At 39.2% G+C, this 25,091-nt stretch carries 26 protein-coding genes; 12 read left to right on the top strand and 14 right to left on the bottom strand.

The window, feature by feature from the left end; translation table 11 throughout:
- Positions 1-133: 133 nt before the first annotated feature.
- Complete coding sequence (locus tag BLV99_RS16045) at positions 134-1,282, bottom strand: DUF389 domain-containing protein (protein WP_092692501.1); 1,149 nt, start codon at positions 1,280-1,282, stop codon at positions 134-136.
- A 44-nt stretch (positions 1,283-1,326) separates the two neighbouring features.
- Positions 1,327-2,121 (bottom strand): helix-turn-helix domain-containing protein, encoded by a 795-nt coding sequence (locus BLV99_RS16040; RefSeq protein ID WP_425283563.1) that lies wholly within the window; start codon positions 2,119-2,121, stop codon positions 1,327-1,329.
- Between the two features lie 106 nt (positions 2,122-2,227).
- Between BLV99_RS16040 and BLV99_RS16035 the strand changes: the two genes are divergently transcribed.
- Together BLV99_RS16035 and yddG are read left to right on the top strand one after the other, a co-directional pair.
- Positions 2,228-3,148: a DMT family transporter gene (locus BLV99_RS16035; RefSeq protein ID WP_092692496.1), complete on the top strand. Its 921-nt coding sequence runs from the start codon at positions 2,228-2,230 to the stop codon at positions 3,146-3,148.
- The gene (yddG, locus tag BLV99_RS16030) at positions 3,141-4,034 is read left to right on the top strand and encodes an aromatic amino acid DMT transporter YddG (protein WP_086184213.1); all 894 of its coding nucleotides are present in this window, start codon (positions 3,141-3,143) and stop codon (positions 4,032-4,034) included. Before BLV99_RS16035 ends, yddG begins: the two co-directional genes overlap by 8 nt.
- Positions 4,035-4,126: 92 nt before the next feature.
- Here the strand turns inward: yddG and BLV99_RS16025 are convergent, their stop codons facing one another.
- Positions 4,127-5,374, bottom strand: a complete 1,248-nt coding sequence (locus tag BLV99_RS16025) for a YihY family inner membrane protein (RefSeq protein WP_086184212.1) — start codon at positions 5,372-5,374, stop codon at positions 4,127-4,129.
- Positions 5,375-5,487: 113 nt separating this feature from the next.
- On the opposite strand from BLV99_RS16025, the gene wrbA reads away from it, so the two are divergent.
- Positions 5,488-6,099, top strand: coding sequence for an NAD(P)H:quinone oxidoreductase (wrbA, locus tag BLV99_RS16020; RefSeq protein WP_092692493.1), 612 nt, complete (start codon positions 5,488-5,490; stop codon positions 6,097-6,099).
- A gap of 123 nt (positions 6,100-6,222) precedes the next feature.
- Here wrbA and BLV99_RS16015 read toward each other — a convergent pair whose 3' ends face one another.
- From BLV99_RS16015 to BLV99_RS15995, 5 genes are all read right to left on the bottom strand, one after another.
- Positions 6,223-6,582 (bottom strand): hypothetical protein, encoded by a 360-nt coding sequence (locus BLV99_RS16015; RefSeq protein ID WP_092692490.1) that lies wholly within the window; start codon positions 6,580-6,582, stop codon positions 6,223-6,225.
- A 475-nt stretch (positions 6,583-7,057) separates the two neighbouring features.
- Complete coding sequence (ampC, locus tag BLV99_RS16010) at positions 7,058-8,224, bottom strand: class C beta-lactamase (protein ID WP_092692487.1); 1,167 nt, start codon at positions 8,222-8,224, stop codon at positions 7,058-7,060.
- A gap of 201 nt (positions 8,225-8,425) precedes the next feature.
- Positions 8,426-9,001, bottom strand: coding sequence for a xanthine phosphoribosyltransferase (locus tag BLV99_RS16005; RefSeq protein WP_092692483.1), 576 nt, complete (start codon positions 8,999-9,001; stop codon positions 8,426-8,428).
- Positions 9,002-9,091: 90 nt separating this feature from the next.
- Positions 9,092-9,805, bottom strand: a complete 714-nt coding sequence (locus BLV99_RS16000) for a DUF3108 domain-containing protein (RefSeq protein WP_092692480.1) — start codon at positions 9,803-9,805, stop codon at positions 9,092-9,094.
- 165 nt (positions 9,806-9,970) lie between these two features.
- Positions 9,971-10,651, bottom strand: a complete 681-nt coding sequence (locus BLV99_RS15995) for a hypothetical protein (RefSeq protein WP_092692477.1) — start codon at positions 10,649-10,651, stop codon at positions 9,971-9,973.
- 239 nt (positions 10,652-10,890) lie between these two features.
- Here BLV99_RS15995 and BLV99_RS15990 point away from each other — a divergent pair, with 239 nt between their 5' ends.
- A complete protein-coding gene (locus BLV99_RS15990; protein ID WP_092692474.1) occupies positions 10,891-11,769 on the top strand; it encodes an energy transducer TonB in 879 nt (292 codons plus the stop codon).
- Between the two features lie 17 nt (positions 11,770-11,786).
- Here BLV99_RS15990 and BLV99_RS15985 read toward each other — a convergent pair whose 3' ends face one another.
- From BLV99_RS15985 to miaB, 4 genes are all read right to left on the bottom strand, one after another.
- Positions 11,787-12,191 carry a hypothetical protein gene (locus tag BLV99_RS15985; RefSeq protein WP_092692471.1) on the bottom strand — a complete coding sequence of 135 codons (405 nt, stop codon included), beginning with the start codon at positions 12,189-12,191 and terminating at the stop codon, positions 11,787-11,789.
- A gap of 122 nt (positions 12,192-12,313) precedes the next feature.
- On the bottom strand, positions 12,314-12,793 hold the full coding sequence (ybeY, locus tag BLV99_RS15980; protein WP_092692503.1) for an rRNA maturation RNase YbeY: 480 nt from the start codon (positions 12,791-12,793) through the stop codon (positions 12,314-12,316).
- A 30-nt stretch (positions 12,794-12,823) separates the two neighbouring features.
- Positions 12,824-13,897 carry a PhoH family protein gene (locus tag BLV99_RS15975; RefSeq protein ID WP_092692467.1) on the bottom strand — a complete coding sequence of 358 codons (1,074 nt, stop codon included), beginning with the start codon at positions 13,895-13,897 and terminating at the stop codon, positions 12,824-12,826.
- A gap of 38 nt (positions 13,898-13,935) precedes the next feature.
- Entirely contained in the window at positions 13,936-15,390 is a 1,455-nt protein-coding gene (gene miaB / locus BLV99_RS15970) for a tRNA (N6-isopentenyl adenosine(37)-C2)-methylthiotransferase MiaB (protein ID WP_092692464.1), read from the bottom strand.
- A 362-nt stretch (positions 15,391-15,752) separates the two neighbouring features.
- Here miaB and BLV99_RS15965 point away from each other — a divergent pair, with 362 nt between their 5' ends.
- From BLV99_RS15965 to BLV99_RS15945, 5 genes are all read left to right on the top strand, one after another.
- Positions 15,753-17,726, top strand: a complete 1,974-nt coding sequence (locus BLV99_RS15965; RefSeq protein ID WP_092692461.1) for a lytic transglycosylase domain-containing protein — start codon at positions 15,753-15,755, stop codon at positions 17,724-17,726.
- 34 nt (positions 17,727-17,760) lie between these two features.
- The gene (locus BLV99_RS15960) at positions 17,761-18,417 is read left to right on the top strand and encodes a ribonuclease T2 family protein (RefSeq protein ID WP_092692458.1); all 657 of its coding nucleotides are present in this window, start codon (positions 17,761-17,763) and stop codon (positions 18,415-18,417) included.
- 170 nt (positions 18,418-18,587) lie between these two features.
- The gene (locus tag BLV99_RS15955) at positions 18,588-19,574 is read left to right on the top strand and encodes a malate dehydrogenase (RefSeq protein WP_068889785.1); all 987 of its coding nucleotides are present in this window, start codon (positions 18,588-18,590) and stop codon (positions 19,572-19,574) included.
- A 210-nt stretch (positions 19,575-19,784) separates the two neighbouring features.
- Positions 19,785-20,045 carry a DUF2789 family protein gene (locus tag BLV99_RS15950; protein ID WP_086164600.1) on the top strand — a complete coding sequence of 87 codons (261 nt, stop codon included), beginning with the start codon at positions 19,785-19,787 and terminating at the stop codon, positions 20,043-20,045.
- 105 nt (positions 20,046-20,150) lie between these two features.
- Positions 20,151-20,408 (top strand): DUF2789 family protein, encoded by a 258-nt coding sequence (locus BLV99_RS15945; RefSeq protein WP_086164599.1) that lies wholly within the window; start codon positions 20,151-20,153, stop codon positions 20,406-20,408.
- A gap of 123 nt (positions 20,409-20,531) precedes the next feature.
- Here the strand turns inward: BLV99_RS15945 and BLV99_RS15940 are convergent, their stop codons facing one another.
- Together BLV99_RS15940 and BLV99_RS15935 are read right to left on the bottom strand one after the other, a co-directional pair.
- Positions 20,532-21,059: a hypothetical protein gene (locus BLV99_RS15940; protein ID WP_092692456.1), complete on the bottom strand. Its 528-nt coding sequence runs from the start codon at positions 21,057-21,059 to the stop codon at positions 20,532-20,534.
- A gap of 94 nt (positions 21,060-21,153) precedes the next feature.
- Positions 21,154-21,756, bottom strand: coding sequence for a 2OG-Fe(II) oxygenase (locus tag BLV99_RS15935; RefSeq protein ID WP_092692453.1), 603 nt, complete (start codon positions 21,754-21,756; stop codon positions 21,154-21,156).
- A 116-nt stretch (positions 21,757-21,872) separates the two neighbouring features.
- Between BLV99_RS15935 and BLV99_RS15930 the strand changes: the two genes are divergently transcribed.
- The 3 genes from BLV99_RS15930 to BLV99_RS15920 are packed head-to-tail and all read left to right on the top strand — an operon-like array spanning position 21,873 to position 24,715.
- Positions 21,873-22,730, top strand: a complete 858-nt coding sequence (locus BLV99_RS15930) for a 23S rRNA (adenine(2030)-N(6))-methyltransferase RlmJ (protein WP_086164596.1) — start codon at positions 21,873-21,875, stop codon at positions 22,728-22,730.
- A gap of 44 nt (positions 22,731-22,774) precedes the next feature.
- Positions 22,775-23,602 carry a CDP-diacylglycerol--serine O-phosphatidyltransferase gene (gene pssA, locus BLV99_RS15925; RefSeq protein WP_086184198.1) on the top strand — a complete coding sequence of 276 codons (828 nt, stop codon included), beginning with the start codon at positions 22,775-22,777 and terminating at the stop codon, positions 23,600-23,602.
- Positions 23,603-23,641: 39 nt separating this feature from the next.
- On the top strand, positions 23,642-24,715 hold the full coding sequence (locus tag BLV99_RS15920) for a DUF6670 family protein (RefSeq protein ID WP_086184197.1): 1,074 nt from the start codon (positions 23,642-23,644) through the stop codon (positions 24,713-24,715).
- The last annotated feature ends 376 nt before the right edge of the window (positions 24,716-25,091 follow it).

Raw genomic sequence — 25,091 nt, 5'->3', positions numbered from 1 at the left:
TATTGCCACACGCTATGACAAATTGGCTCAAAACTTCCTGTCAGCAATCTATCTTGCTTCAACAATAATTTGGCTTAATTGATGACACGCCCTAGATTTTAAGTACTAAGTAGGGTCAAGCAAGCATTCTTTTTTATTCATTTCCTGTACCAATGGCGAGTTCTTGTGCTTCTTGATCATTGAGATGAACGCTATGTAGTGCGCGTGATTGTATAATTTGTATAGGAATAAATCGAATTTGTAAATAAGAGGGATGACCATTTCGATCTGTTGCAAGTTGAGTATTTATTTTTTCAATTTCAGCGTAAGTTGGAGGCAGATCACCCCGAATACTGGCACGAACAACAGTAAAATTTTCACGCGGATCAAATTGAACAATATCAATCACATTGTTATTTACATTTAAACTTTGACTAATTTGTTGCTTGATTTGAGTCTCATAGAGTTGTTTATGGATCGATTGAATGAGGTTGAAGGTCAAATAAATGGCCAGAATCATCAGGATAATCAAACTAATACTATTTCGTTTAATGAACCCCCAAATACTGTTGACTTCTTCATCTGAACCACGTCTAAAACCTGTAATCCATAAAACTAAAGATGAACTCACTTGAATCGCAATCATATTGGTAAAGGCCAGTAAAAAAGCATTGGCTGAGTTTTGCAGTTGACCATGTGCCAATAAAATACCACTCGCAACTAAAGGCGGGACTAATGCGGTTGCCACTGCAACACCCACCACTGCAACAGATAAGCGCGGTGAAACAGCCGCAAAAGCACCCGCTGCACCACCCGCCAATGCAATCATGAGGTCAATGGTCGTCGGTTTCGTGCGTGCGAGAATTTCATGGGTAATGGGAAGATCAAAATGAATCAACCCCATGATGATCCCAATGCTATAAATCATCATGACCCCTAAAGATAGGGTACTTAATGCGGTTCGTAATAAAATCCAGCGCGCATCAATAAAAGCCAAGGCGATTCCTGAAATAGGCCCTAACATCATGGCAACAAGCATTGCACCGATAACCACAGCCGTGGAATCGGCCAATAGACCATATCCAGCAATAATTGCTGCTAAGGCATTCATAATAAAAAATGTTTTACTCGGAAGTGCATCCGCTTGAATATTTAAGCGCACTTGTTTATGGTCAATTTTTTTTGAGTTTTCGCGTAAAGCCTGTTTATATCTCAGTTTTTCTTTTAACAGCTCATATTTATTTTGATCAGGGTTATGCTCATCAATAATAATGGTGGGAAGATTTTGTTCTTTTTTTTTCATCATTTTCTCAATAAAATGAATCTGTATATACATGATAGCAAATTTTACTTATACAGTTTCCGAAATTGATCGGGCGTACATTGCATCCAACGCTTAAACATATTAATAAAGGCTGAGGCATTGGCATAACCTAAATCTAAAGCAATGCTTTCTACCGTTTTTCCCTGATCTAACATCGACATCGCTTTGGTGACTTTTAAGCGTTGTCGCCATTCATTTAAAGATATTCCCAATTCTTTTTGACTGTAACGTGCCAAAGTTCGTTCCGTCATATTCACGCCTTGGGCAAGTTGTTCTAAGGTGCTGTTATCCGACGGATGTTGATGTAAATAATCAAGAATTTGTTTTAAAACAGGGTGGTCGGAATGGGGTAAATAACTTCCCACTAGGGTGGCATGATGCAACTGATCCAGCAAAACATGTAATAGACGTAAATGTTCAGGATCATCTTTATCTTGTGGATGTTGCTTAAGATGTTGTAATAGCGCAGAGACTAAAGGTGAGGTCAGTAAAATTCCTGCTTGTTTCGGCATTTTTGTACATAGGTTTTCATGAATGTAGAGTGTGCCGTGTGAAACTGCGGTGCGATTTAAACCACTATGTTCTAAATGTGGCGGTAACCAGATGCCATAAGGCGGAGGGGGAATATAATCAATTTGATCAATATTAATTTCCATCACCCCATGAAAGGCATAGATAAATTCGCCCCAAGCGTGTCCATGTGCAGGATAAATAGATTGTGCTGGTGCATGGCGAAACTGAATCCATAACGGGGCAGAAATTTGATTATTGGTGATGAGTTTTTCTAAGGACTGTTCATTTGGGCGTCTTTTTTTCATCATGAATTCGAATGCCTGAATAAGAAGATCTTTTGTCTACTTTGAATTATATATTTAAAATATGACAGGTCTATAGTGTGCTGATCTTTTAAAATGAGTCAGTATTGTGGGCGAGAGGAAAGGACTCGATGCACGTGCATCTGGTTTAATGATTGTATTGTGTATTGTTTGGGGGCTACAGCAAGTGGTACTCAAAATTGCTGCGGCTGATATTTCCCCTATCATGCAAATTGCCATTCGTTCGGGGCTTTCCGCTTTGCTGGTTTTTCCACTGATTCAATTGCAACAAGGCACTCATCTTTATTCGAAAGCGTATTTATGGCCGGGGATTTGGTTGGCTTTTTTATTTTCTGCTGAGTTTTTATTGGTTGCACAAGCCCTGACGTTAACTTCGGCTTCACATACCGTGGTTTTACTTTATACAGCCCCTATTTTTGTGGCTTTAGGTTTGCATTGGAAATTGCCATCTGAGCGTTTATCTAAGGTTCAATGGTCTGGAATTTTGATTGCTTTTGTGGGGATTGTGACGACATTTATTGGCCGAGAAAATTTGCTTGAGCAAGGGTTTAGTCAAGTCCTATTGGGGGATTTGTTGGCATTGTTGGCGGGTATCATGTGGGCATTAACGACAATTTCATTACGTCTAAGCAAATTAAATGAAGCCCATCCCACCCAAACCTTGTTTTACCAATTGCTGGGTGGTTTTATATTTTTATTTCCTGCGGCTTTTATATTGGGGCAAGCGGAAATTCATTGGACTTATATTGCAATTGGTAGTTTGGTTTTTCATACCCTGATCATGTCCTTTATGAGTTTAATGTTGTGGTTTTGGTTGTTACGTAACTACTTAGCCAGCCATTTAGGAGTCTTTTCTTTTTTGACGCCCATTTTTGGTCTGCTTTTTGGGGTTTTATTGTTAAATGAAAGCATTGAGCCCAATTTTATTTTCGGGACAATATTGGTGATGGTCGGAGTATTGGTGGTGAGTATGCAGGATTGGATTAAAAGAAAATTACACTATGTTTAAGTCTAGCAATTCAGCCACATTAATCGGTTTGTCCTCTATTTTAATTTGGGCAAGCTTGGTTGCTGTGGTCAAACTGATTAGCGAATCTTTAACGCCTATTTCGGCTATTGCGCTGATTTATAGTTTTAGTGCGCTGTGTATTTTAGTACTCAATGGACTACCTCGTTTTCAACAGATGTCTAAAGCTTATGTCTGGGGTTGTGGTGCTTTATTTGTCAGTTATGAAATTTTATTTTTGCTTTCGATTGCCTTGTCACACAATCACGATCAAGTGCTTATTATTGCAATGATTAATTATTTGTGGCCGCCATTAACCATTGTATTTTCAATACTGGCAAAGCAGCTGCATTATCATGGCGCGGTCATTTGGGGATTTATCCTGTCTGTTTTGGGTTTATTGTTGGTGGTCAATCCAGAGATTTTAAATTTATCTCAAATGATGCATATTTTACAGCAGAACCCAATTGCCTATTTTTTTGCATTTTTAGGCGCATTGCTGTGGCCCTGTTATAGCGTATTGACTAAAAAATATGCCCAAGGGCAAAATGCCGTCCCGCTATTTTTCATGGTGACTGCGCTGGCTTTGTGGGGAATTCATTTTGTGCTGAATGAGCCTTTTATTGTTCCTCAATTTAAGATGTGGTTAGTCATTGCCGTTACTGGTGGTTTGGTGGGAATTGCTTATAGTAATTGGAATCAAAGTTTACAGTTTGGCAATATCAAACTGCTTATTCTTGCGACTTACTTTATTCCAATTTTATCATCGTTGATGTCGATGCTGATTTTGGATGCACGACCACAAATGAGTTTTTGGATCGGAACGCTTTTGGTGACTTTGGGTGCAATCATTTGTTGGAAAAGTACCTCAGAAACGCCATCAGAATAACGATCTTTTGCCCTGTGAAAAAGGTGGCGGAGATAGTCATTCTGATTGACATGAGATGTTTCTGTTTAATTTATCAATGACAAGAGCCTGCTTTATTTTTCTTCCAAAATTTTAGACAGGGGAATCGCCAATTTTGCTGAAAGGTAATCATCGGCTTCAATCAGTGCTGGTCCCAGTTTTTGCATCCACTCATCGTCAGGGTGGATATTGCCTACATCTTGACGTCGTGGCAGTGGATAAGGTAACTGTGTGTAGAAATGCCAGAAATCGACTTGGGTTAAATTACGCACCAGAACAAATTCATTATTGTCAGTACGTCTGACCAAATTTTGTTGTTCTAGCATTAAGACATAAGAAGGCCAGCGTCCAATTTCTCCACGTCCTAAGACGTCCAGTGCTTCTTCATCGGACACACTTTCGCCAACGTGTTGCTTTTTATAAAACAGTTCTAGCAAGTCCAAGAGCATAATGACTGGATGGCGTTTTTGTTCTTTATCCGAATGAAAAGCAGTCAGCGCGTAACTAATTTCAACGCCCAATAACACGATATTCCATGACAAAAAAATCCATAACAAGAAAATAGGCACTGCGGCAAAAGCACCATAAATAATTTCATAACTGGTGAAATTGGACATAATAAAGCCAAATAAATGCTTTAATAATTCAAATACCACCGCACTAAAAGTACCGGCAATGAATGCAGCTTTAATCGGAACGCTACGATTTGGAATAGTCCAATTTAAAATGAAAAAACCCAGTATGGTCAGTGCGAAGGAAATACACCAAAAGATCAATGCACCATCGACCTCATAACCAGCAAAATTATTGCTCAGTACATTGAGTGATGCCACAGCAGATGAAATTACAAATGCGCTGCCGAGTAAAATGGGGCCAAGTGAAATAATGGTCCAATAACGCATAAAGCCAATAATACCACCACGCGTTTCTCGAACACGCCAAATACGATTAAAGACCGTTTCGATATTGGTCAGCATCATGACCGTGGTGATAAACAGAAATAAAATACCAATGACCGTCAGGTTGCTAGATTTATCGGTAAAGGCATTAAAAGCCTTGTCAAAGGCAATGGTGGTTTTAGGTAGAAAATTGCTATAAATCAGTTGTTGTAATTGTTGTCTGGCTGGCTCCAGCGCTTTAATCGAAGAAATGATGACCAAAAAAACCGTCAGCATGGGCACGACAGCAAAGAGGGTGGTGTAGGTTAAAGATCCTGCTTGTTCACGGCAACGATCTGCTTCAAAACGGCGTATGACAAATAAAACAAACTGAAACCATGTCTTGTCATAAAAGTGGAGTTTTTTTAAATACTTTTCTAACATAAATATAAAGTCTCAATTTTTTAATCATCTTTATGAATTTTCATGACTAAGCTTAACCAAAAAATGGGAAAAATACCGTATAGTTTTCTTTTTCAGCTTCGTTTATAAAAATTATGCAGCCTTACATCCTTGTTTTATATTACAGCAAATATGGTTCAACTAAAGACATGGCGCATTTAATTGCCAATGGTATTGAAGCAACAGGTATGGCGGTAAAAATTCGGACGGTGCCCAATTTATCAACTGTGGTGCAAGAGGCAGAAGCAAGCATTCCTGCGGATGGCGATATTTATTGTACTTTAGATGACTTAGCACTTTGTTCAGGCTTGGCTTTGGGTTCACCGACGCGTTTTGGCAATATGGCCAGTGAAATGAAGTATTTTTGGGATCAGACCACCAGTCTTTGGTTAAACGGTGCATTGCATCATAAACCGGCTTGTGTTTTTACCTCATCAGGTTCTATGCATGGTGGGCAGGAAAGTACCTTGCTGACCATGCTGCCGCCGTTGTTTCATCATGGCATGATGATTATGGGCTTACCGAATGCCAATCCTGCTTTATCCAATACCAAATCGGGTGGTACGCCGTATGGCGCAAGTCATGTCAGTGGGCCACGTCATGATTTGGGTTTAAGTCCAGATGAAAAAATCCTCTGTGTCGAACAGGGGAAGTGTTTGGGGAATGTGGTGCAGAAGTTACAGCTAAGTGCATCATTGATCGTGTAGAAAGTGAGTTTAATCAGCTAACTTTTTAAAATTTATAATTTTTTGAACGGTCTCAAAAAGTCCAAGGCACATTAAAAAATGAATTGCTTTGGACTCTTGAAGATCAAGCTAAACTGTTACGGTTTAAGCTTTTTCTTTAAAGCGATGATTACATTTTAAACATTTGTAATCTAAGAACACATTTTTATCGATAATGACACCTGCTTTTTTGCCAAAAATATTGCCTAAAACACCACCAGTAATACCGACTGTAATTGCGCCAACAAAAGTCCCAACCGTTCCACCAAAAATCACACCCAATGGACCAGCGACAGCTCCGATGGCTGCTCCAGTTGATGCGCCAGTTGCTGCACCACCGACTGTTCCTGCCGTTGCACCCGCAGAAGTCATTAGAATGCCACTAATGGTTCTTAACTTTTGTTCGTGGTCTCGTTTTTCAACTTCAGTAGAGCCGCATTTAGGACATAGCATAGATTTTTCCATCAACTATTTATCTGTTCTTGATCTTGTGATGAAGTACTTAAAATACGCCACACAGATAATCAATCGTTACAACCAAGCATAACAGCATGTATATTATCAGGCATGCTGGAATATTTCATATCCTGTTAATTCTAGCTGAATCACAGCATCGAAGTTGATCTGAGTTGTAAATAGACAAGCTTATACAGGGTGGAGGAATAGAGAGAAAAGATATTTATGCTTTATTTTTTACATTAAGCGTAAACGCATGGATATGCTTGATAATTTCTTCTAATAAAATTGTGAAACTTTGATCAATAACTGTAGAACGCTATGTTTTATGTAAAAAAGCCCAATCGGGTGGGATTGGGCTTTAAAAAAACTTAAGTAAATAATTTATATTAAAATCAAAAAGTCATTTCGTATAAAATGTATTGTGTTAATTTTAGAAAAACTAGATGTATCTTATTGGTTTAAGAATATTCCAACTCAAAACTTATTTACTTTTTAGTACATTAAAGACTTCATATGCTGCCTTAATTCGCTCTTCATTTGGTATTTTTTTATTCATCAACATGACCAACCCAAATTTTTCTTCAGGAATAAAAACAACATATGTTCCAAAACCATTGGTAGAACCCGTTTTATGAAAAACTTTAGACTTTGTCTGAATAGTATTTTTTTCAACATAATTTGATTGCATAACAATTTTTTCAGAATTACTTTCTTGTAAAATCTTTAAAGTTGTAGGATAAGAAAAAGTCTCCCACCCAAGTGCTTGTGTCATGTTCCCAAGTTTAAAATACCCCTTATGTGTTTCTAAAATAGCTTTCTTAAGATCAGAGTTAGATTTTTCTACATTTAAATTTGCACTTACAAATTTAAGCATATCTGGAAGTGTAGATTTAACCCCATATGCTTGAGCATCTAAAGCACCGGGGCTAACTCTAATAGGGTTATTCTTCTGATCATAACCAAAAGCATAATGTTCTTTTTGTTTTTCAGGAACATTGACGTAAGTATGTTTCAAATTAAATTTTGGAAAAATTACTTGTTCTAATAATGATGTGAAAGGAACTTTCATTGATCTTGCTGTTATTTCGCCAAACAACCCTATACTTGGATTTGAATATTGACGATATTGACCAGGGGGATTTTTTATACGCCAATTTTGGAAATATTCTAAAACTTGCTCATTTGTTTTTACATTATCTGGAAATTGTAATGGTAAGTTACCACTTGTATAGGTTACCAATTCCAGTAAATTAACCTTATTAATCTCTGACTTTTGTAATGCAGGCCAATATTTACTTGGATGATCTTGGAAAGATAGTTTACCTTGGCTCTTGGCGTAAGCACCTGCTGTTGCAGTAAAAATTTTACTTACAGAACCTAATTCAAAAATAGTCTGGCTATCAACCGCTTTATCATCGATATCAGATTGAATACCATAGTATTGTTCGTGATTTCCCCCATTATAAATAACACCTACTGCCATTCCTAACACACCATATTTTTCCATAAGTGGCTTAAATGACTGATTGATTGTTGTCTCAATATTGTCCTTATCTTTTTTCACATCATAGGCATTAGAATAGGTACTCAATCCTATAGCCAATGTAAAGAGGCTGAGTCTAAAGCCTTTCTTAGTTACAGATAGCATTCCTAGTATTTCCATCAATTATACAAATCGCTATTTTGCCATCTATTTAGAATCTACTCTTTAGTAAATCTATTAATTTCCATCCCATTTAACACAATGGTTATTATGCGAAATTATCATGTTAGAACCCATTTAAAGGGTCTATATTTTCACCAATAAAAAAAGAGCGCCTCAGCGCTCTTTTAAAATTCAGACCGAAACTCAGTCACGAACAAATTCAACAGTACCGTTGCTTAAAGATTTAACACGAGCCAAAGACTCAACACGGTAGCCTTTCTCAATAAGTAGATCACGACCTGTTTGGAAAGATTTTTCAATCACAATACCGACACCAATAACTTCTGCATTGGCTTGGTGAATCAGGTCAATTAAACCTAAAGCAGCTTGACCATTTGCCAAGAAATCATCAATCACCAATGCTTTATCACTCGCGTTAATATGCTTGTTAGAAATCGCAATGGTGCTTTCAGTTTGTTTGGTGAAAGAGAATACTTTAGAGCGATATAAGTCATCTTTTAGGGTTAAAGATTGATATTTACGCGCGAAAATGACAGGCACGCCTAGTTCTAAACCTGCCATGACTGCAGGAGCAATACCTGAAGCTTCAATGGTAATAATCTTGGTGATGCCTGCATCTTTAAAGCGAGTAGCAAATTCTTTACCAATTTGCTGCATCAATACAGGGTCAATTTGATGATTCAAGAAAGCATCAACTTTCAGAACTTGATCAGATAGAACGATACCTTCATTTAAGATTTTCTGTTCTAGTGCGTGCACAGGAGAGTCCTCTAAGGGCGGATGCTTTTTCAAGCAAAGGCGTATTTTAAAAAGGCGCTGAAAAAATGCAAGCAAAATTGATCAAATCGATTAATTCGTGGAGCCTTTATACCCAGTTAGCAGCAAACCGTACGATGTTTTGCCATCTTGGTGAGAAACTTTTACTGGTACATAGTCAAGTTTAGGTGCTAACCAAAAAATGGTATCGCGGTTTGGCTTATCATGTTTCATCACAACTTTAATGGTATCGAAAGTTCCATAAGAGGTTGTCACTCTCTCTGAACCTTGTTTGACAAATTTACGTGCTTCAACTTCTTTCGCATCTGCAATGGCATAACTCGATTTTAAACCTGAGGCTTTTAAGTCTTCACGCAGTTGTAATTCTGCGTTTAATTCATCCAGAACACCTGCTTTCCATGCAAAAGAACGTGCTTTATCATCTTTCTTGGTGGAAATTGTTTTAGTGCTTGGGTTAAATTTTATGCTCATGGTGTTGTTATGCACTAAAATTTTACTGCTGCGACTAAAGCTATCTGAAACAATCTGGTTGCCATTGAAGCTAAAACGACTGGTTTCAGTGGCAGATGCGATAGCACCCGCTTTCGCCGTAAAAACATAAGTCCAGTTATTGCCCGACTTGCTTAAATTACGTGTTGCCGAGCCCATATTTTTGCCGTTATAGCTAAATTGATAACTTGCTTGGAATGGACTTATGGCAAATGCTTGGTTTGAGAAACCAGCAAACAACAGTGTAGCGGTTACACCAGAGGTCATCGCAATTGTTTTCAATACATTGTGAGCCATAAGTACAGTCTTCCTATGAAGTTTGAATAAAGTGCAAATTTCTTGCTTGGTTTCTATTATGCACTTTGATTATGAAGATAAAATTCGAAATTTTGTCCAATCTGTATTTTTATGTAGTTTTTCTGGAAATAAAAATACAGATTCCAATTTTGAAAACAGTTCAGTTTATTTTTGCTTAATTGAACTGGCTTTTGTATCCGCTAGATCATCTTCTACGCTCCAGTTGTCTACTGGTTCTTCCGACATTTTTCTAAATAAAGCAGTCAGATTGACATTGCCAATGATCACCAATTCAGCCTCGCGTAATACGGCATGGTTGACATGAACTTTGGCTAAGGTGTCGATAATTGAGCGGTTTCTGCCTAACCAACGATTTAAGTCCAAATGCAGTAAATCATCTTTAACTTTAATGACTTTTAACTTTTCAAGAATCATACCTAAAGGATCTTTATTTAAGACTTTTTGGTAGAAAAATAAAGCAAAGTTGACCGCAATTTTTTGCACTATATTTTTAAATTTCGCTTCAATCAGGGTCGTATCACTGATTTGTTCAAAAACAATTAACTGGATATCTTTATTCATTTCCATTTGAATTAGTTTTAAATCAACAGAAAGGGTAATGTATAAACCTTTGACATCGAGTGTTGCATATAAACGCAACCAGTCATCATGTAAGTCTGCATGCAGGTCTTTGAGCATAGAGACATTGTCGGTGACAAAACGCTGAAAAGTGGCATTGAGAAAAACTTGGGATAATGGGAAATCACGCTCATCTTCAATAAATCCCTCTGCTTTTTGGTACACTTGACGTATACGTTTAGAGATATTGGATATTAGCGTTTGCATATAAAGCATCCTAGCAAGTGAATCTTTTTGGACTTCGATAGGTTTTGTCGAAAGTATTAAAAATACAAGTATTCCGTCTTGCAGTTTAGCAAAATTAATTGCACCATTTTCATGATTTTAATTCTATGCAGTTCGCTTATTGATTGAATTCTCGTTTTTTATTCAAAAGTGGAAGCTGTATTTATTTTATGCTGTTTTTATACAGTTTGGGGAACCAGACATTTTGTCGGTTTAATGTGATGCTTAAGAAAATCAGTTTTACACCTTTAATGTATGCGTGGTGGAAAGATCCTATTTTTAGCGGCGCAGTGATTTTAGCTGCCGTTCTGCATTTAATTATTTTAACTTTGCAATTTGCAATGCCGCAAGAAAGTGATGCCGCAGTAAAAGAGATTGCGGTGACTTTGCGTCCCACGAAGGACAAAGTTGAAAATGCTGATTTTCTGGCTCAGGCCGATCAGCAGGGTTCAGGCACATTTCGTGAAGCACACCGAATGTCGAGCGATATGCCAGCACCCATGCTTGAGCAAAGTGCTGGTGAGCAACAGCTAGAAAGTTTAGAGAAAATACAACAAAAGCGTGAATTAAGCTTTGATGAAAAAGTTTTAATGACCACCTTAAGTTGGAAAAAGGAAGCAGAACAAAATCAACGTAAAAAAGCGATGCAAGAGCTAAATAGTCAGTTTCAAGCCAAAGCCGCGATGGTGGCAAGTTTAGAAGCACAATATTTACAACGACAGCAAAACTTTAGTCGTCAGCAAAAGATTAAAACGGTCGATGGGATTCAGGCAAAACAAGATATTTCAGCGGCTTATTTAGAAAAATTTCGCCAAAAAGTTGAATTTTACGGCAACCGTTATTATCCCGATGCGGCCAAGGCGCAACAATTGGCAGGGGAAGTGCGTTTAATGGTTATTCTAAATAAGAGCGGCGGAATTCGTGCCATTCGTTTAATTGATAGTTCAGGACATGGTTTGCTTGATGAGGCAGCCAAAGCTTCAGTGCGTAAAGCCGCACCTTTTGGTGCTTTTGATCAAGGTATGAAAGAGATTTCAGAACTACGTATAGTGCGAACTTGGCGCTTTGATCCAGCCGAAGCTGAATTTGAAGTGAAATAAGCCGAATTTAAATGGATTCATGGCAATGATTCAGCAAGGCGATAAACACCATCTTGCTGTCCGCCAAGCCAAGTTACGGCTAAATTTTTGTCATGAATTGCTAAACGGGTTGGGAATATTTCTAATTTTTTGGCATATTTGGACGCTGCTTTCAAACCAATACAATTGCCATTTTTCCACCATGTTCCTTCAGCATATTGATCTAATGCACCGACCGCAAGATACCATTTAAATTTGCCATTGGGTTCAAGTAAAAGTTCAGAACCGACCTCCATCACGCCTTGTAAATAATAATGTCCTGCCCACGCGCTATCTGTCGTTTGAAATTTTGCTTCGGTACAAACCGTTTCGTTATTGGCGTAGAGCTGTGAACTGAAAGCTAAAGAAGAAATGAAGAAGAGTGCAGTCAGCATTTTTTTCATGAATGTGCCCTTATATTTTGATTGGTCTTTAAAGGTGTTTTTATTTTCTTAGATTGCTTTTTTAAATTAGCTCGACCAATCGAGATTGATCGAGCAAAATTGATTGAGTTAGCTGTTTGAAATTACTGTTCTTTATACGGGTTGTCAAAACCGAATTTTTTCAGAATTTCAATTTCTAAAGCTTCCATTTCCTCGGCATCTGTCTCAGAGGTTTCATGGTCATAACCCATTAAATGTAATGTGCCATGGACCAACATATGGGTGAAATGCTCAATCGGTGTTTTTTGCTGATCTAGCGCTTCTTGTAAAACCACAGGAATACAAACCACCAAATCGCCAATTGGGAATGAATCTAAAATTGCCGCCATTTCATCGGGAAGGTCGCTTGGAAAGGACAATACATTGGTCGGTTTGTCTTTACCACGATATTCCAAATTCAGTTGCTGGCTTTCAGCATTGTCGACACAGGCAATACCAATTTCGCAGTTACTTTGTGTTGCAATGTGACGTAACGAGGTTTCTACCACCTTTTTGAGGTAAGCACGTTTCAGCACCAATTCAGGCGCTTGAAAATTTTGCTGTAAAGAGAGGCTAAGTTTCAACATGAATCCTTAATTCATTGAATATTTGAGTCAGTCTTGAGCATCGGCAGCAGCATTATTTTCAGCAATCAGCGCTTCTTGAAGGGCTTTGCGTTCTGCACGCGCTTCTGCACTTAGACGGTGTTGTTCACTGTCCCATCCTTCATAGGCTTCGACAATTTTTTGTACCAGCTGATGACGTACCACGTCACGAGAATGGAAACGAGTAATATGAATTTCTTTGATATTTTCGATGACACGCAGGGCATGAGATAGCCCCGACTGTTGACCACGTGGTAAATCGACTTGAGTAATATCACCCGTAATCACGGCACGTGAACCAAAACCTAAACGGGTCAAAAACATTTTCATCTGTTCAGGTGTGGTGTTTTGTGCTTCATCTAAAATCACGAAAGCATGATTGAGGGTACGACCACGCATATAAGCCAGCGGTGCGACTTCAATCACTTGGCGTTCAATCAGTTTAGCGACTTTTTCAAAACCCAGCATTTCATATAAAGCATCGTAAAGTGGACGCAAATAGGGGTCTATTTTCTGGCTTAAATCGCCCGGTAAAAAACCAAGTTTTTCACCGGCTTCAACGGCGGGACGAACCAGTAGAATACGCTGGATTTCATTGCGTTCCAGCATATCGACAGCAGCGGCAACGGCAAGGTAGGTTTTACCTGTCCCTGCGGGACCTATACCAAAAGAAATATCACTTTGCAAAATACGTTGTACATAACGCTTTTGGTTTGCACCACGTGGGTTAATTCGACCTTTACGCGTTTGTAACCAAACCTCGTCTAGGCCCGTATGTTCTTGATCAGGATCGATTTGTAACTCACGATCGGTCTGACTGCCTTGAATCATCAAATGTAGTGTGTCGGCACTGATTTGTTGAGAGATTTCGGCTTCTTCATGTAAGCGCTGCAATAAAACCTCAGCTCTCTCAACTGTATCAATATCACCATCGATAAAAAAACTATCACCACGGTGAGAAATTTTTACATCTAAACGTTGTTCGATTTGTTTCAGATGACCGTTATAAGCACCAAGCATGCTTTTTAAACGATCTACTGAAATCCCTGGAAAAGCCACTGTACGTCGAATCGCTGCAGTCAAGAGATATCCTTTTGGGAAGTTAAATCTATCTGCTTACATTACGCCACGTCAGGCTCAAGATTCAATAGCTCACCGTAAACAAAATTCAAAGTTTTAATTTCGGTAATTTCGATTTCTGCAAAGCGACCGACCCATGCTGCATCACCAATAAAGCTGACATAACGTGTGTTATCGGCAGTACCGACCAACATGTTTGGATCTTTATCCGAGACATTTTCAATCAAGACGCGTTGAATCGTGCCCAGCATGGCATCTGTTTTATCAATACTCGAACGTTTAATCCATTTTTGAACTTTGCCAAGACGTTCTTTTTTCACATCTTCAGGCGTACTATCTGGTAATTCAGAAGCGGGTGTACCCGGACGTTTGGAATAAATAAAACTATAAGAATGGTCGAAATCTAAATCTTGAATGAATTGATAGGTTTCTTCAAAGTGTGCATCGGTTTCACCCGGGAAGCCAATAATGAAGTCACTCGATAAATGCATATCTGGACGCACTTGGCGTAGTTTCGCAATTTTATCGATGTAAACATCAATGGTATGGTTACGCTTCATGGCTTGCAGAACATCATTGGAACCACTTTGTACAGGTAAATGCAGATGTGAAACCATTTGTGGAAGGTCACGGTAGCATTCAATTAAATCATCGTTAAACTCAAGTGGATGTGACGTGGTATAGCGCAAACGACCAATGCCCGGAATTTCAGCCACTAAACGCAGTAAATCTGCAAAGGTACAAATGTTACCTTCGAAGGTTTCGCCGCGATAACCATTCACGTTTTGACCTAAAAGTGAAATTTCACGCACGCCTTTTTCAGCCAAACCAGCAATTTCAGCCAGTACGTCATCTAGTGGACGGGAAACTTCTTCACCACGCGTATAGGGAACCACACAGAAAGAACAGTATTTTGAACAGCCTTCCATAATTGAAACAAAGGCCTTGTAACCTTCAACCCGTGGTTCAGGTAAAAAGTCGAATTTTTCGATGTCAGGAAAAGAAATATCCACCAACTTAATTTTATCTTTCTTTGGTTTTTCAATCTGCTCAGAATGCTGATCGAGCATTTGTGGCAAACGGTGTAAGGTTTGTGGGCCAAAAACCATATCGACATAAGGTGCACGTTTCTGAATATTGTCACCTTCTTGCGAGGCTACACAACCACCGACGCCAATCACCAAATCAGGATTCTTTTCTTTCAGTTTGCGCCAGCGACCCAGTTCAGAGAACACTTTTTCTTGGGCTTTTTCACGAATTGAACAGGTATTCATCAGTAGAATATCGGCTTCTTTCGGATCTTTGGTCAGCACATAACCGTGCGAGTCGCCGAGAAGATCTGCCATACGGTGACTGTCATACTCATTCATCTGACACCCTTGCGTTTCGATATACAGTTTTTTCACTGATCCGTCGGCTGGGGTGTGCTGTGGCTGGGTAACAGTGTTTTCTGAAGCAGCTTGGGCACTATTGGGAATGAAGGTTTGAACCGTCATGTAGGCTCCTAAAAATAAATCGAAGAAATCGCAATTAAATAACCCATTACCTTGAGGCAAAGGGCTCTAGTGAGCTGCCTTTTCCGCGCTATTTCAACGTATGCTTGAAAATGAATTTGGAAAAAGGGGGCTGGCCAGAATGATTAAAAATTACGATTTGAATAGAAGAAAGGCGCACATTTTAGCAGGAATTGAAGATAAACTTATAGTCATAAATAAGCAGACCAGAAGATTGATTTATGAGGTAAAAATGCTGGAAAATTAATATTGTCTAATCATAAGGTTACACAACAGAACAGTAGCGTAGTTTAATAGTAATTACACTATTTAAAAATGATTAGGTGCGATCAAGGCAACACTAAATGACGGAAGGCAAGCATATGTTCAATCAGTTAATCAATAAAAAATATTATAAAGTGCTTGCTTTAGGTTTGGCATCAGCAGGATATGTGTCGGTGACGCATGCAGCAGATGAGCAATTTAATGATGCTTTACAAGCAGCTAACACTGGAAATATCGGATTGCTGCAACAATTCCAAACGTCTATGCAAAATGATGTTTTGGGTTATTATCCTGAGTATTGGTCACTGAATGCGAATTTAGCGATCCAATCCGCGAGCAATATTGTTAATTTTGCCCAGCGCTATCCGCAATCCGCCATGGCTGAAAAATTAGCAGCGGATTACGTCGAAGAAAAAGTCAAACAAGCCGATTTCGCAACAGCACAACCTGTTTTGCAGTATGTAACCAATGCGGATCAAGCAGAAAGCTGTGCTGTGGCTCAGGTACGTGCAAAGTCGGGTGATTCTCTGGTTTTTGCTGAATATAAGGATGTTTGGCTAAACACCAATTCACAACCTGAACCTTGTATGGGTTTGGGGCGCATGATGCTCTCTAGCCCTTTAATGACAGAGCAAGACCGTCAACAGCGCTTATGGGGGCAGCTTCGAGCAGGGCAGTCGGGTCAGGCTTTGGCGACTGCACAAACCTTGGGGATGAGCTTATCGTTATCTCAACTTAATCAAATTCAAGCCAACCCGTTAAATTATTTATGGTCTGCACCCAAAGCATCCGCTACTGATCATGCCTATTTAGTCTTTGCGCTGGGACGTTTAGCCGACAGTGATTTAAATTCGGCAATATCATCTGTACAACGTACGGCACAAGGAACACCTGTGCAAGTGCAAAAAGCCTTATATCGTGTTGTCGGATATATTGGTGGCACCACGGTGATGAAAAATAATTTCAATCGTGAAGTGTTGGATTATTTAGATGCCAGTTATGGATTGCCATTTAGCGCTGAAGAAGCCGAAATTTACGCCCGTCAAGCCATTCGTTTCAGCAGCTGGGAAAGTTTAATTCGTGCCATAGATGCCATGAGTGTGTCGCAAAAACAAGAAGACCGTTGGCAATATTGGTTGGCACGTGCCTCTGAGCAGCGCGGAGATGCCAGTTCTAAACGCACTGCACAAGAAATCTTTAAAAGATTGGCACAGGGTGATGATTATCATAATTTATTGGCCAAAGATCACTTGGGGCAAAGTTACAATAACATTCCAAATAATGTGCAACCGTCAAACAGTGATATACAGCGCTTAAACCAAGATATTCATTTCAGCCGTGCTTTTGCTTTACGCCGTGTCAATGCACCTGACAATTATATTAATCGTGAATGGAATTGGGCAGTTCGTCAGGCGTATTTAAAACATGATGATGGCTTGCTGCTTGCGGCAGCGAAACGTGCCACAGATATGGGTTGGTATGACCGTGCGATATATGCGGCAGACCGTACTGAAAATAAACATAATTATGCTTATCGCTATGCCATGCCGCACCAAAGTTATGTGGTAAGCCACAGTCGTAATGCCGGTATCGATCCTGCATGGGCGTATGGCTTGATGCGTCAAGAAAGTCGTTTTGTTTCAAATGCACGCTCACATGTTGGAGCGGGTGGTCTCATGCAAATTATGCCAGATACTGCAAAACTCGTGGCGCGCCAGATGGGTGAAACGTATAACCCTGCGGCATTAACTGATATGAATACCAATATTCGCTATGGCACCTTTTATTTGTCCATGATTCAGAGCCAGCTCAGTAATAGTCCTGTTTTAGCCACTGCTGGTTATAACGCAGGGCCAAACCGAGCACGTCGTTGGCAACCCGATGTACAACCTATTGCAGCAGATCAATACACTGAAACGATTCCACTCATTGAAACTCGCGATTATGTAAAACATGTGATGACCAACGCAACGCATTATGGGGTGTTGCTTGGACAAGGTGCACAATCCATTGAAAAACGTATGAATATTATTCCATTAAAGAATAATCCTTAATCATTTTAATTTTGTTGATGGGTCTGACTTGTTAATGATATTTTTTGAGTACACAGCAGTTTTAACCCGGTTCACACTGTTAGTATTGAGCAGTGTCGGGTTGGGTATGTTTACATCTCATGTTTTTGCAGCGCCGGTGCAGGGCTATGTGATGCTGGTACAAATGACACCTGCTGTGTGTCTATTGGACACTCAAAAGTCAAAAAAACGAAAATGTTTAGAGGGTTATTCTCTGAATATTGCGGGTTTATTCCCTGAAACATCAGAGTCAGAATGCAAAACGGCATCTTCTGCGGCTTTATCACCATTGCAAGCGAAAGTTGTGGCACGTGTCATGCCAGATGAAAATGCACGAGTTCAGCTTTGGTCTGCGATTGGGGGCTGTGTCCCGATGAGTGCCAGTCAATATTTTCGTACCATAATTAATTATGCTGAACGGCTCAAAGTCCCTGCTGAATTGACCAGCCCTGAAACACGTCCTATGCATATAGCAAATCTTCGCTTACGGTTTTTACGTTTGAATTCGACTTTGCCAGTCAATGCGATTAAATTTAATTGTTCAGTTTCACATGGAACACCTATTTTGACCGAGGTGAAACTGTGCTACAAAAATAATGGTCAGTACAAACAATGTCCAGCGACAGTTGAAACGAATTGTCCCGTGTCATTCATAATAAAAGGTTCTTACTAAGCGTTTTTTTGCAATTTTATTCATATTTCCCATTATACTTTTGTTGAAATCCATTCTCTTTTACATGCAACTGCCAAAAGATTGGAGTACAATCTTTCGCGTTTATGATGATTAGATTAAATGGACTAACTATTTAATCGCATTGAATATCCTCTATTGGAGATAATTAGATGAAGCAAGCAGTTCGTGTTGCCGTTACTGGCGCTGCAGGTCAAATTGGTTACAGCCTATTATTCCGTATCGCAAGCGGCGAAATGTTAGGTAAAGATCAACCAGTTATTTTGCAATTGCTCGAAGTTCCTTTTGAGAAACCTCAAGCTGCGCTTAAAGGCGTAATGATGGAACTTGAAGACTGCGCATTCCCTCTTTTAGAAGGTATGATCGGTACTGATAATCCAGATGTTGCATTCAAAGATGCTGACTACTGCTTACTTGTAGGTTCTCGTCCACGTGGTCCTGGTATGGAACGTGCTGAGCTTTTACAAGAAAATGCTAAAATCTTTACTGTTCAAGGTAAATCAATTAACGACCACGCAAGCCGTGACGTTAAAGTTCTTGTTGTAGGTAACCCTGCGAACACGAATGCTTATATTGCTATGAAATCTGCTCCTGATTTAAACCCAGGTCAATTCACTGCTATGCTTCGTCTTGACCATAACCGTGCGCTTAGCCAAGTTGCGGCTAAAACGGGTAAAGCAGTTAAAGACATCAAAAATCTTACTGTTTGGGGTAACCATTCTCCAACGATGTATGCTGACTACCGTTTTGCAACAATCAACGGTGAAAGCGTTAAAGACATGATCAACGACCAAGAATGGAATGCAAACGTATTCCTTCCTACCGTTGGTAAGCGTGGCGCTGCAATCATTGAAGCGCGTGGTTTATCTTCTGCTGCTTCTGCTGCAAATGCTGCAATCGACCATATGCGCGATTGGGCTCTTGGCACAAACGGCGAATGGGTAACGATGGGTATTCCTTCTGACGGTTCTTATGGTATTCCAGAAGGCGTTATGTACGGTGTTCCAGTAACATGTGCAAACGGTCAATACACACGCGTTGAAGGCTTAGAAATTGATGCATTCAGCCGTGAACGTATGGACGTGACGCTTGAAGAGTTAGAAGGCGAACGTGCTGCAATTGCTCACTTGTTCAACTAATTGATTTCTGCTTAGGCAGATTTGAAATTAGAAAAAGGCACTCCATTTGGGGTGCTTTTTTATGCTTTAAAAATATGCATAGTTGTCAATAGAGATAAATTATCACCTTGTCTTGAACAAAAAATAACATGCTGTGATGTAGTGACAACTGAACTTGTAGAGGCTTCGGTCTAACTTAGAAGAAAGTAAGCAAGATTTGAGGAGAACCCTATGTTTGATCAGCAGCCGACATTAGAACTTTTTTTTGAACAATTGGGACTCGACGCGAGTGCAGAAGCCATCGATCGGTTTATCGAAACACATCAATTGACCATGGATATACCGCTGCATAAAGCTCCATTTTGGACACCGTCACAGCATGATTTTATTATCAGCCATTGGAAAAAAGATGATGATTGGGCAATGGTGGTTGATATTTTAAATGAGCAATTACATGTCGAAAATCAGCTTTTAGGGTCATGCGAGCTGTGAATACAAATTGAAACAACAAACCTAGTTTTATGACTAGGTTTTTTTATCAATATCTTATAAGTTAATTGAATAATAAATGACAGATTAGTTGATAAGGAGGGCGAGATGCTCAATCAAAATACACCATCCTTAGCATTATTGTTTTCACAATTGGGGTTGGCGAATAGCCCAGCAGCGATTGAATTATATGTGCGTACCCATCAATTACCCGCACATCAAAATTTACACGATGCCTCTTTTTGGAATAAATCTCAGCGAGATTTTTTGATTAGTCATTTGGTGCAAGATGATGACTGGGCGATGTGGATTGATGAATTAAATCAGCAATTACACTTGGATGCCTATAAATTACAGGTGGTCTAGACCACTATAGATGTAGAACCTATTTTGCTCGTGTCTGGTTGTATAAGTGTTTTGTAAGCGTTCATGATATTAAAAAAAGACATAAAAAAACTCCTGATTTCAGGAGTTTTTTAATTTTTAAGCTTAATGCAATTTACTTTGAATCAGTTTCGTAAACCAAAATTCTTCGTGTAGGACTTTAAACGCAGGATGCTTCTGTAGTAATTCTAAATCAAACTCAGCTGTTTGACGATATTTACCGAGCCAGTGACGTGTCAGTGCAGTTTCATTTCTAGAAATCGATGCATAGGCAAGGAAAAAGTAAATATCACTATGCTCATGTTGGCTCAGCGGTTTTAAAATTTGCTGGGTAATTAAAGCGAAATGCTGTTCCTTGGTAATTTCGAAATACAACATATAGGCTTTTGCGAGATGCAAGGACAGATTTAAATACAAAGACATCGGCATTTCTTCATATTCAATCCGTGCTTGTTCTAACAGCACCACGGCTTCTTGCAAAAAATGAATCTGTTCTTGACGCAAATTACTAAAAATCACCAGTTGTAAGCGTAAATCTGCACGTTCTAAAGCGAGGGCAGGTGTATTGTTTTCCAAATACAATTGGTCTGTCTCACCGATACGCTCGATAACTTGTTTTGTATTTTCAAACATTAGCCTATACCTCTTTGATGAATGCTCAGTATATCGGGGCAATCGCACGAATTTAAAGGCAAATCTCGCATCCTGTTTTGCTTATGATCAATACTTAGAATAAGTTTTGACCGCTACGTAACCAAGCGGTAATGGATAAACGTTGATGTTTGGCTTGAATCACTTCATGTAATAAATCACTTTGAAACAGCGCAATACGGTTTGGTTTAGGTTGAATGATATGCCATTGCTCATTTTTATCTTGTAGATGTAACTCGCCACCCCAGTCCTCTTGCCAATCTTCATGCAAATAATAAACCGTAGAAATGACTCGATCATTTTTCTTTTGTGGGTTGTCACGATGCAAAGCATAATATTCTCCTGCGTTATAGCAGGCAAAATGTGCTTCGACTTCTTTTATACCCAAATAAAAATTTCGATTTAAATCTTGAGAGAGCGCTGTCAGGGTTTCGATATGTTGTTGTGCTATTTTTAATTCATCGTTAATCCAGAGAATATGGTCACTACGAATTTGACTGACCACCCCACTTTGAATCGCGGCATCACGGAAAAGCTTGAGGTTCGCTGTGCATTCTTTAACTAAAGCATGTACATAGTTTAAAGGGTAAGCATTGTCAATGACGGTAAAACCATGTTGATCTAAATCTTCAATAATTTGATCAACATTCCAAGACTTTGGGAGTTGAATTGCATCCATACACATATACTCAAAAATGATATAGAAAAGGCTGGCGTATTCTAGAGCAAGATATCCTGCGGAACGAAACATTTTTTCATGCTAAAATGTCTGTTGATTATAGGAATTAAAGAAACATGAATTACCGTCACCATTTCCATGCAGGCAACTTTGCCGATGTCATGAAGCATGTGTTATTACTGCAACTTTTAACACGTTTAAATGCCAAAGATAAACCTTATCGCTATATCGATACGCATGGTGGTGCGGGTAAATATGATTTATCGACCTCTGCAGCACAAAAATCAGGTGAGTTTTTAACGGGTATTCATCGCTTAGTAAAGCTGGATGATTCAATTACCCGTAATGCACCTGAAGCCGTTAAGCAATATCTTAAAATTGTTGAAGATATGCGTGCTGGTTCAGGTAAGGGGGCTTATCCTGGTTCACCATGGTTTGCGCTAGAAGGTATGCGTGATATTGATCAAGCCACTATTTTTGAAATGCAAAAAGAAGTTTTTCAAGAATTATATTTCAATATTCGTGACCGCCGTGCAGGCTTGCATGAACGTGATGCATATGAGGGTTTGTTAGGGGTTATTCCGCCAAAAGAAAAACGCGGTTTAGTCATGATTGATCCACCTTACGAATTAGAACGTAAAGATTTTCCGCAATTGGTCGAATTGTTGACGACTGCACACAAAAAATGGCCGACAGGTGTTTTTGCTGTATGGTATCCAATTAAAGATCGCGCCATGATTGATCGTTTTGAAAAGAAAATGATGAAAACGGGTATTCGTCGTCAATTGGTGTGTGAGATTTGTGTATGGCCAGATGATACGCCAGTCGGTTTAAACGGTTGTGCTTTACTGGTGATTAATCCACCTTGGAAATTCTCACAAGATGCTGATGAAGCATTGCAGTGGTTATTCCCGCATTTACGCATGAGTGAAAATGGCGGACATGCTGCTGTGCGTTGGTTGGTTGGCGAATAAGATAGACGTTTAAGAGAGATAGGTTACAGTTAGGATCGATAAGAATGACAAGTATAAATAAACCTGAAAGTGAATCTTCTGCCCGCGATGAACATGCATTTGATGGCATCACTTTTGAAGTGGAAGAAGAAGAGCATACCCAAGAGGGACAAAAGGTGAAACGTCGTGGAATCTATCTGTGGCCGAATCTCATTACCACGGCAGCGTTGCTGTCGGGCTTTTACTCCATTATCGCGAGTATGAATGGTGATTTTACCCATGCCATTTATGCTATCTTTCTTGCCGCATTACTCGACGGTTTGGATGGTCGTGTGGCTCGTGCAATTGGTGCACAAAGTGCTTTTGGCGAACAATATGACTCGTTGTCTGACTTACTGGCTTTTGGTGTAGCACCCGCTATTTTAATGTATAGCTGGAGTTTGCATGATTTAGGTCGTATTGGTTTGGCCTGTTGTTTTGTGTATACCGCTTGTGCTGCATTTCGTTTAGCGCGTTTTAATGTGCAAATAGGCGTGGTCGATAAACGCTACTTTATTGGCGTTGCCAGTCCGTTGGCTGCCATTTTAATGATTACCATGGTTTGGGTGGGGCGCGACTTCCCAGATATTTTTGATTTACGTGAACTCAGTGTACAAATTACCAATGCAGTACTGATTGTTGCCGTTGGTTTGTTAATGATTTCCAATATTAAATATTATTCATTTAAAACATTTGATCGTAAACGTGTGCCTTTTGCGGTGTTACCTATTGCGGTATTTATCTTTGCTGCAATGACTTATAATATTCCTGTGGGTATTTTAGTGATTTCTATTATCTACGCACTGTCTGGCTTTGTGACCACATTTATGGCCAGAAAAAATACCACAACATAAAAATGAGATAGCGATACTGAAAATAAAAAGGAGCATGATATGCAGTTGTTTCACGATTTATTGGATCAGTCTAAACAACTCAATCAAGCTCCGTTTCAGGCGCAGTTGGCTTACCATGCGCAAAAAGGTCGGTATAAAACCATTCATCAAGGCTTGATTATTCCGAACCTTCCCGCACCCTTACATTATTTAAATTTTCTAAGCATTATTGGTCAGCCCAATGCCCCAATGCTTCGCAATGAAAGTGCGATTCACTCCACTGCTTTAGATACCGCGACCATTATTGCCAGTGTCAGCCCGCATATGGTTGGGCAATTGAACTCTTATTCAATTAAACAAGAATGTCATTTTAAAAAAGAATACTTTCAATTTGCAGATCGGGAAATGATTTCAGGGAATTTTCCTCATTTTCGTATTCAGCGCAAAGATAAAGAGTTGAGTTTTGATTTATCTATTACCACCAGCAATATCATTTCTTATTTTACCAAGTTACGTATGGGGCTGGCAGATCATTGGTCTTTATTGTGTCAATGTGAAGGCGAGATTATTTATAAAGAACAAAAAATGGCAATTCGGCAAATGGGTTGTTTTGAGTATGCACGCTCAATTAACTTTTCATATTTGCCTTTGGCGTTTTTTACCTATCAAGTGATTAATCTGAAAAATAATCGCCAGTTGCTATTGGCGCAAGTTCGAGATTCTTTTAACGGTATTTTGCAGTCTCGTTTGTATTTACGCGATGGCAAGACCGGCATTGCGCAAATGTTTGATGAAAATGTGCGCTTTAAAGTACATCGTGTTTATCCAAAGGTGAAAACGCCGAATGGGCAAATTATGTATCTGCCCCGTGAATTTGAGTGGGGTTATGAGGGTAAAGATGGCACATGTATTTCTGTGCAAGCACAAAGTCGTGGAGATTTTAAATTTGGTTTAGCTGCTGGTTATGTTGGGAGCTTTAAATATCAACTTAAAATGAATCATCATGAAGAAATTGGCGAAAGTGGCTACTGTGAATATATCGATTGTCGCTCATTAACATGGCAAGAAAAAAATAAACAAGAAAAAATGCGTGATGAATTTGCCAATTCTGTACCTTTTGCATGCAAAAAATAAGAAAAAAGTCATATTTTGAATGATAAACACTCATTCGATAAAGAAAGTTAAAAAAAGGGGTTGCATGGGAAATTTTTTCCCCTATAATGCGTATCCATCGGCGGTGATGTTAAATAAAACCTCTGGTAAATCAATGGGTTGGTTGGATTGTTAAGATTTCAAATGAAATTTTAAGATTGGATTTAAACTTGGGTTTGTCGGAAAAGAATTTAACAAAACCTGTTGACTTTCTCTGGAAAGAGAGTAGTATAGCCGACCTAGCTTGTTGATGACGAATCAGCAAGAAGATCATTAAGAGATTATGAAGAACAACTTGTGTGGATTTTTACTGGTTGATTGATCGAAATTATTTTCATTGATTGATGGTAGAAATTAC

The sequence above is a fragment of the Acinetobacter kyonggiensis genome (genome assembly GCF_900107285.1).
Classification (GTDB): Bacteria; Pseudomonadota; Gammaproteobacteria; order Pseudomonadales; family Moraxellaceae; genus Acinetobacter; species Acinetobacter kyonggiensis.
This window is presented reverse-complemented; position numbering and strand designations above follow the sequence as displayed.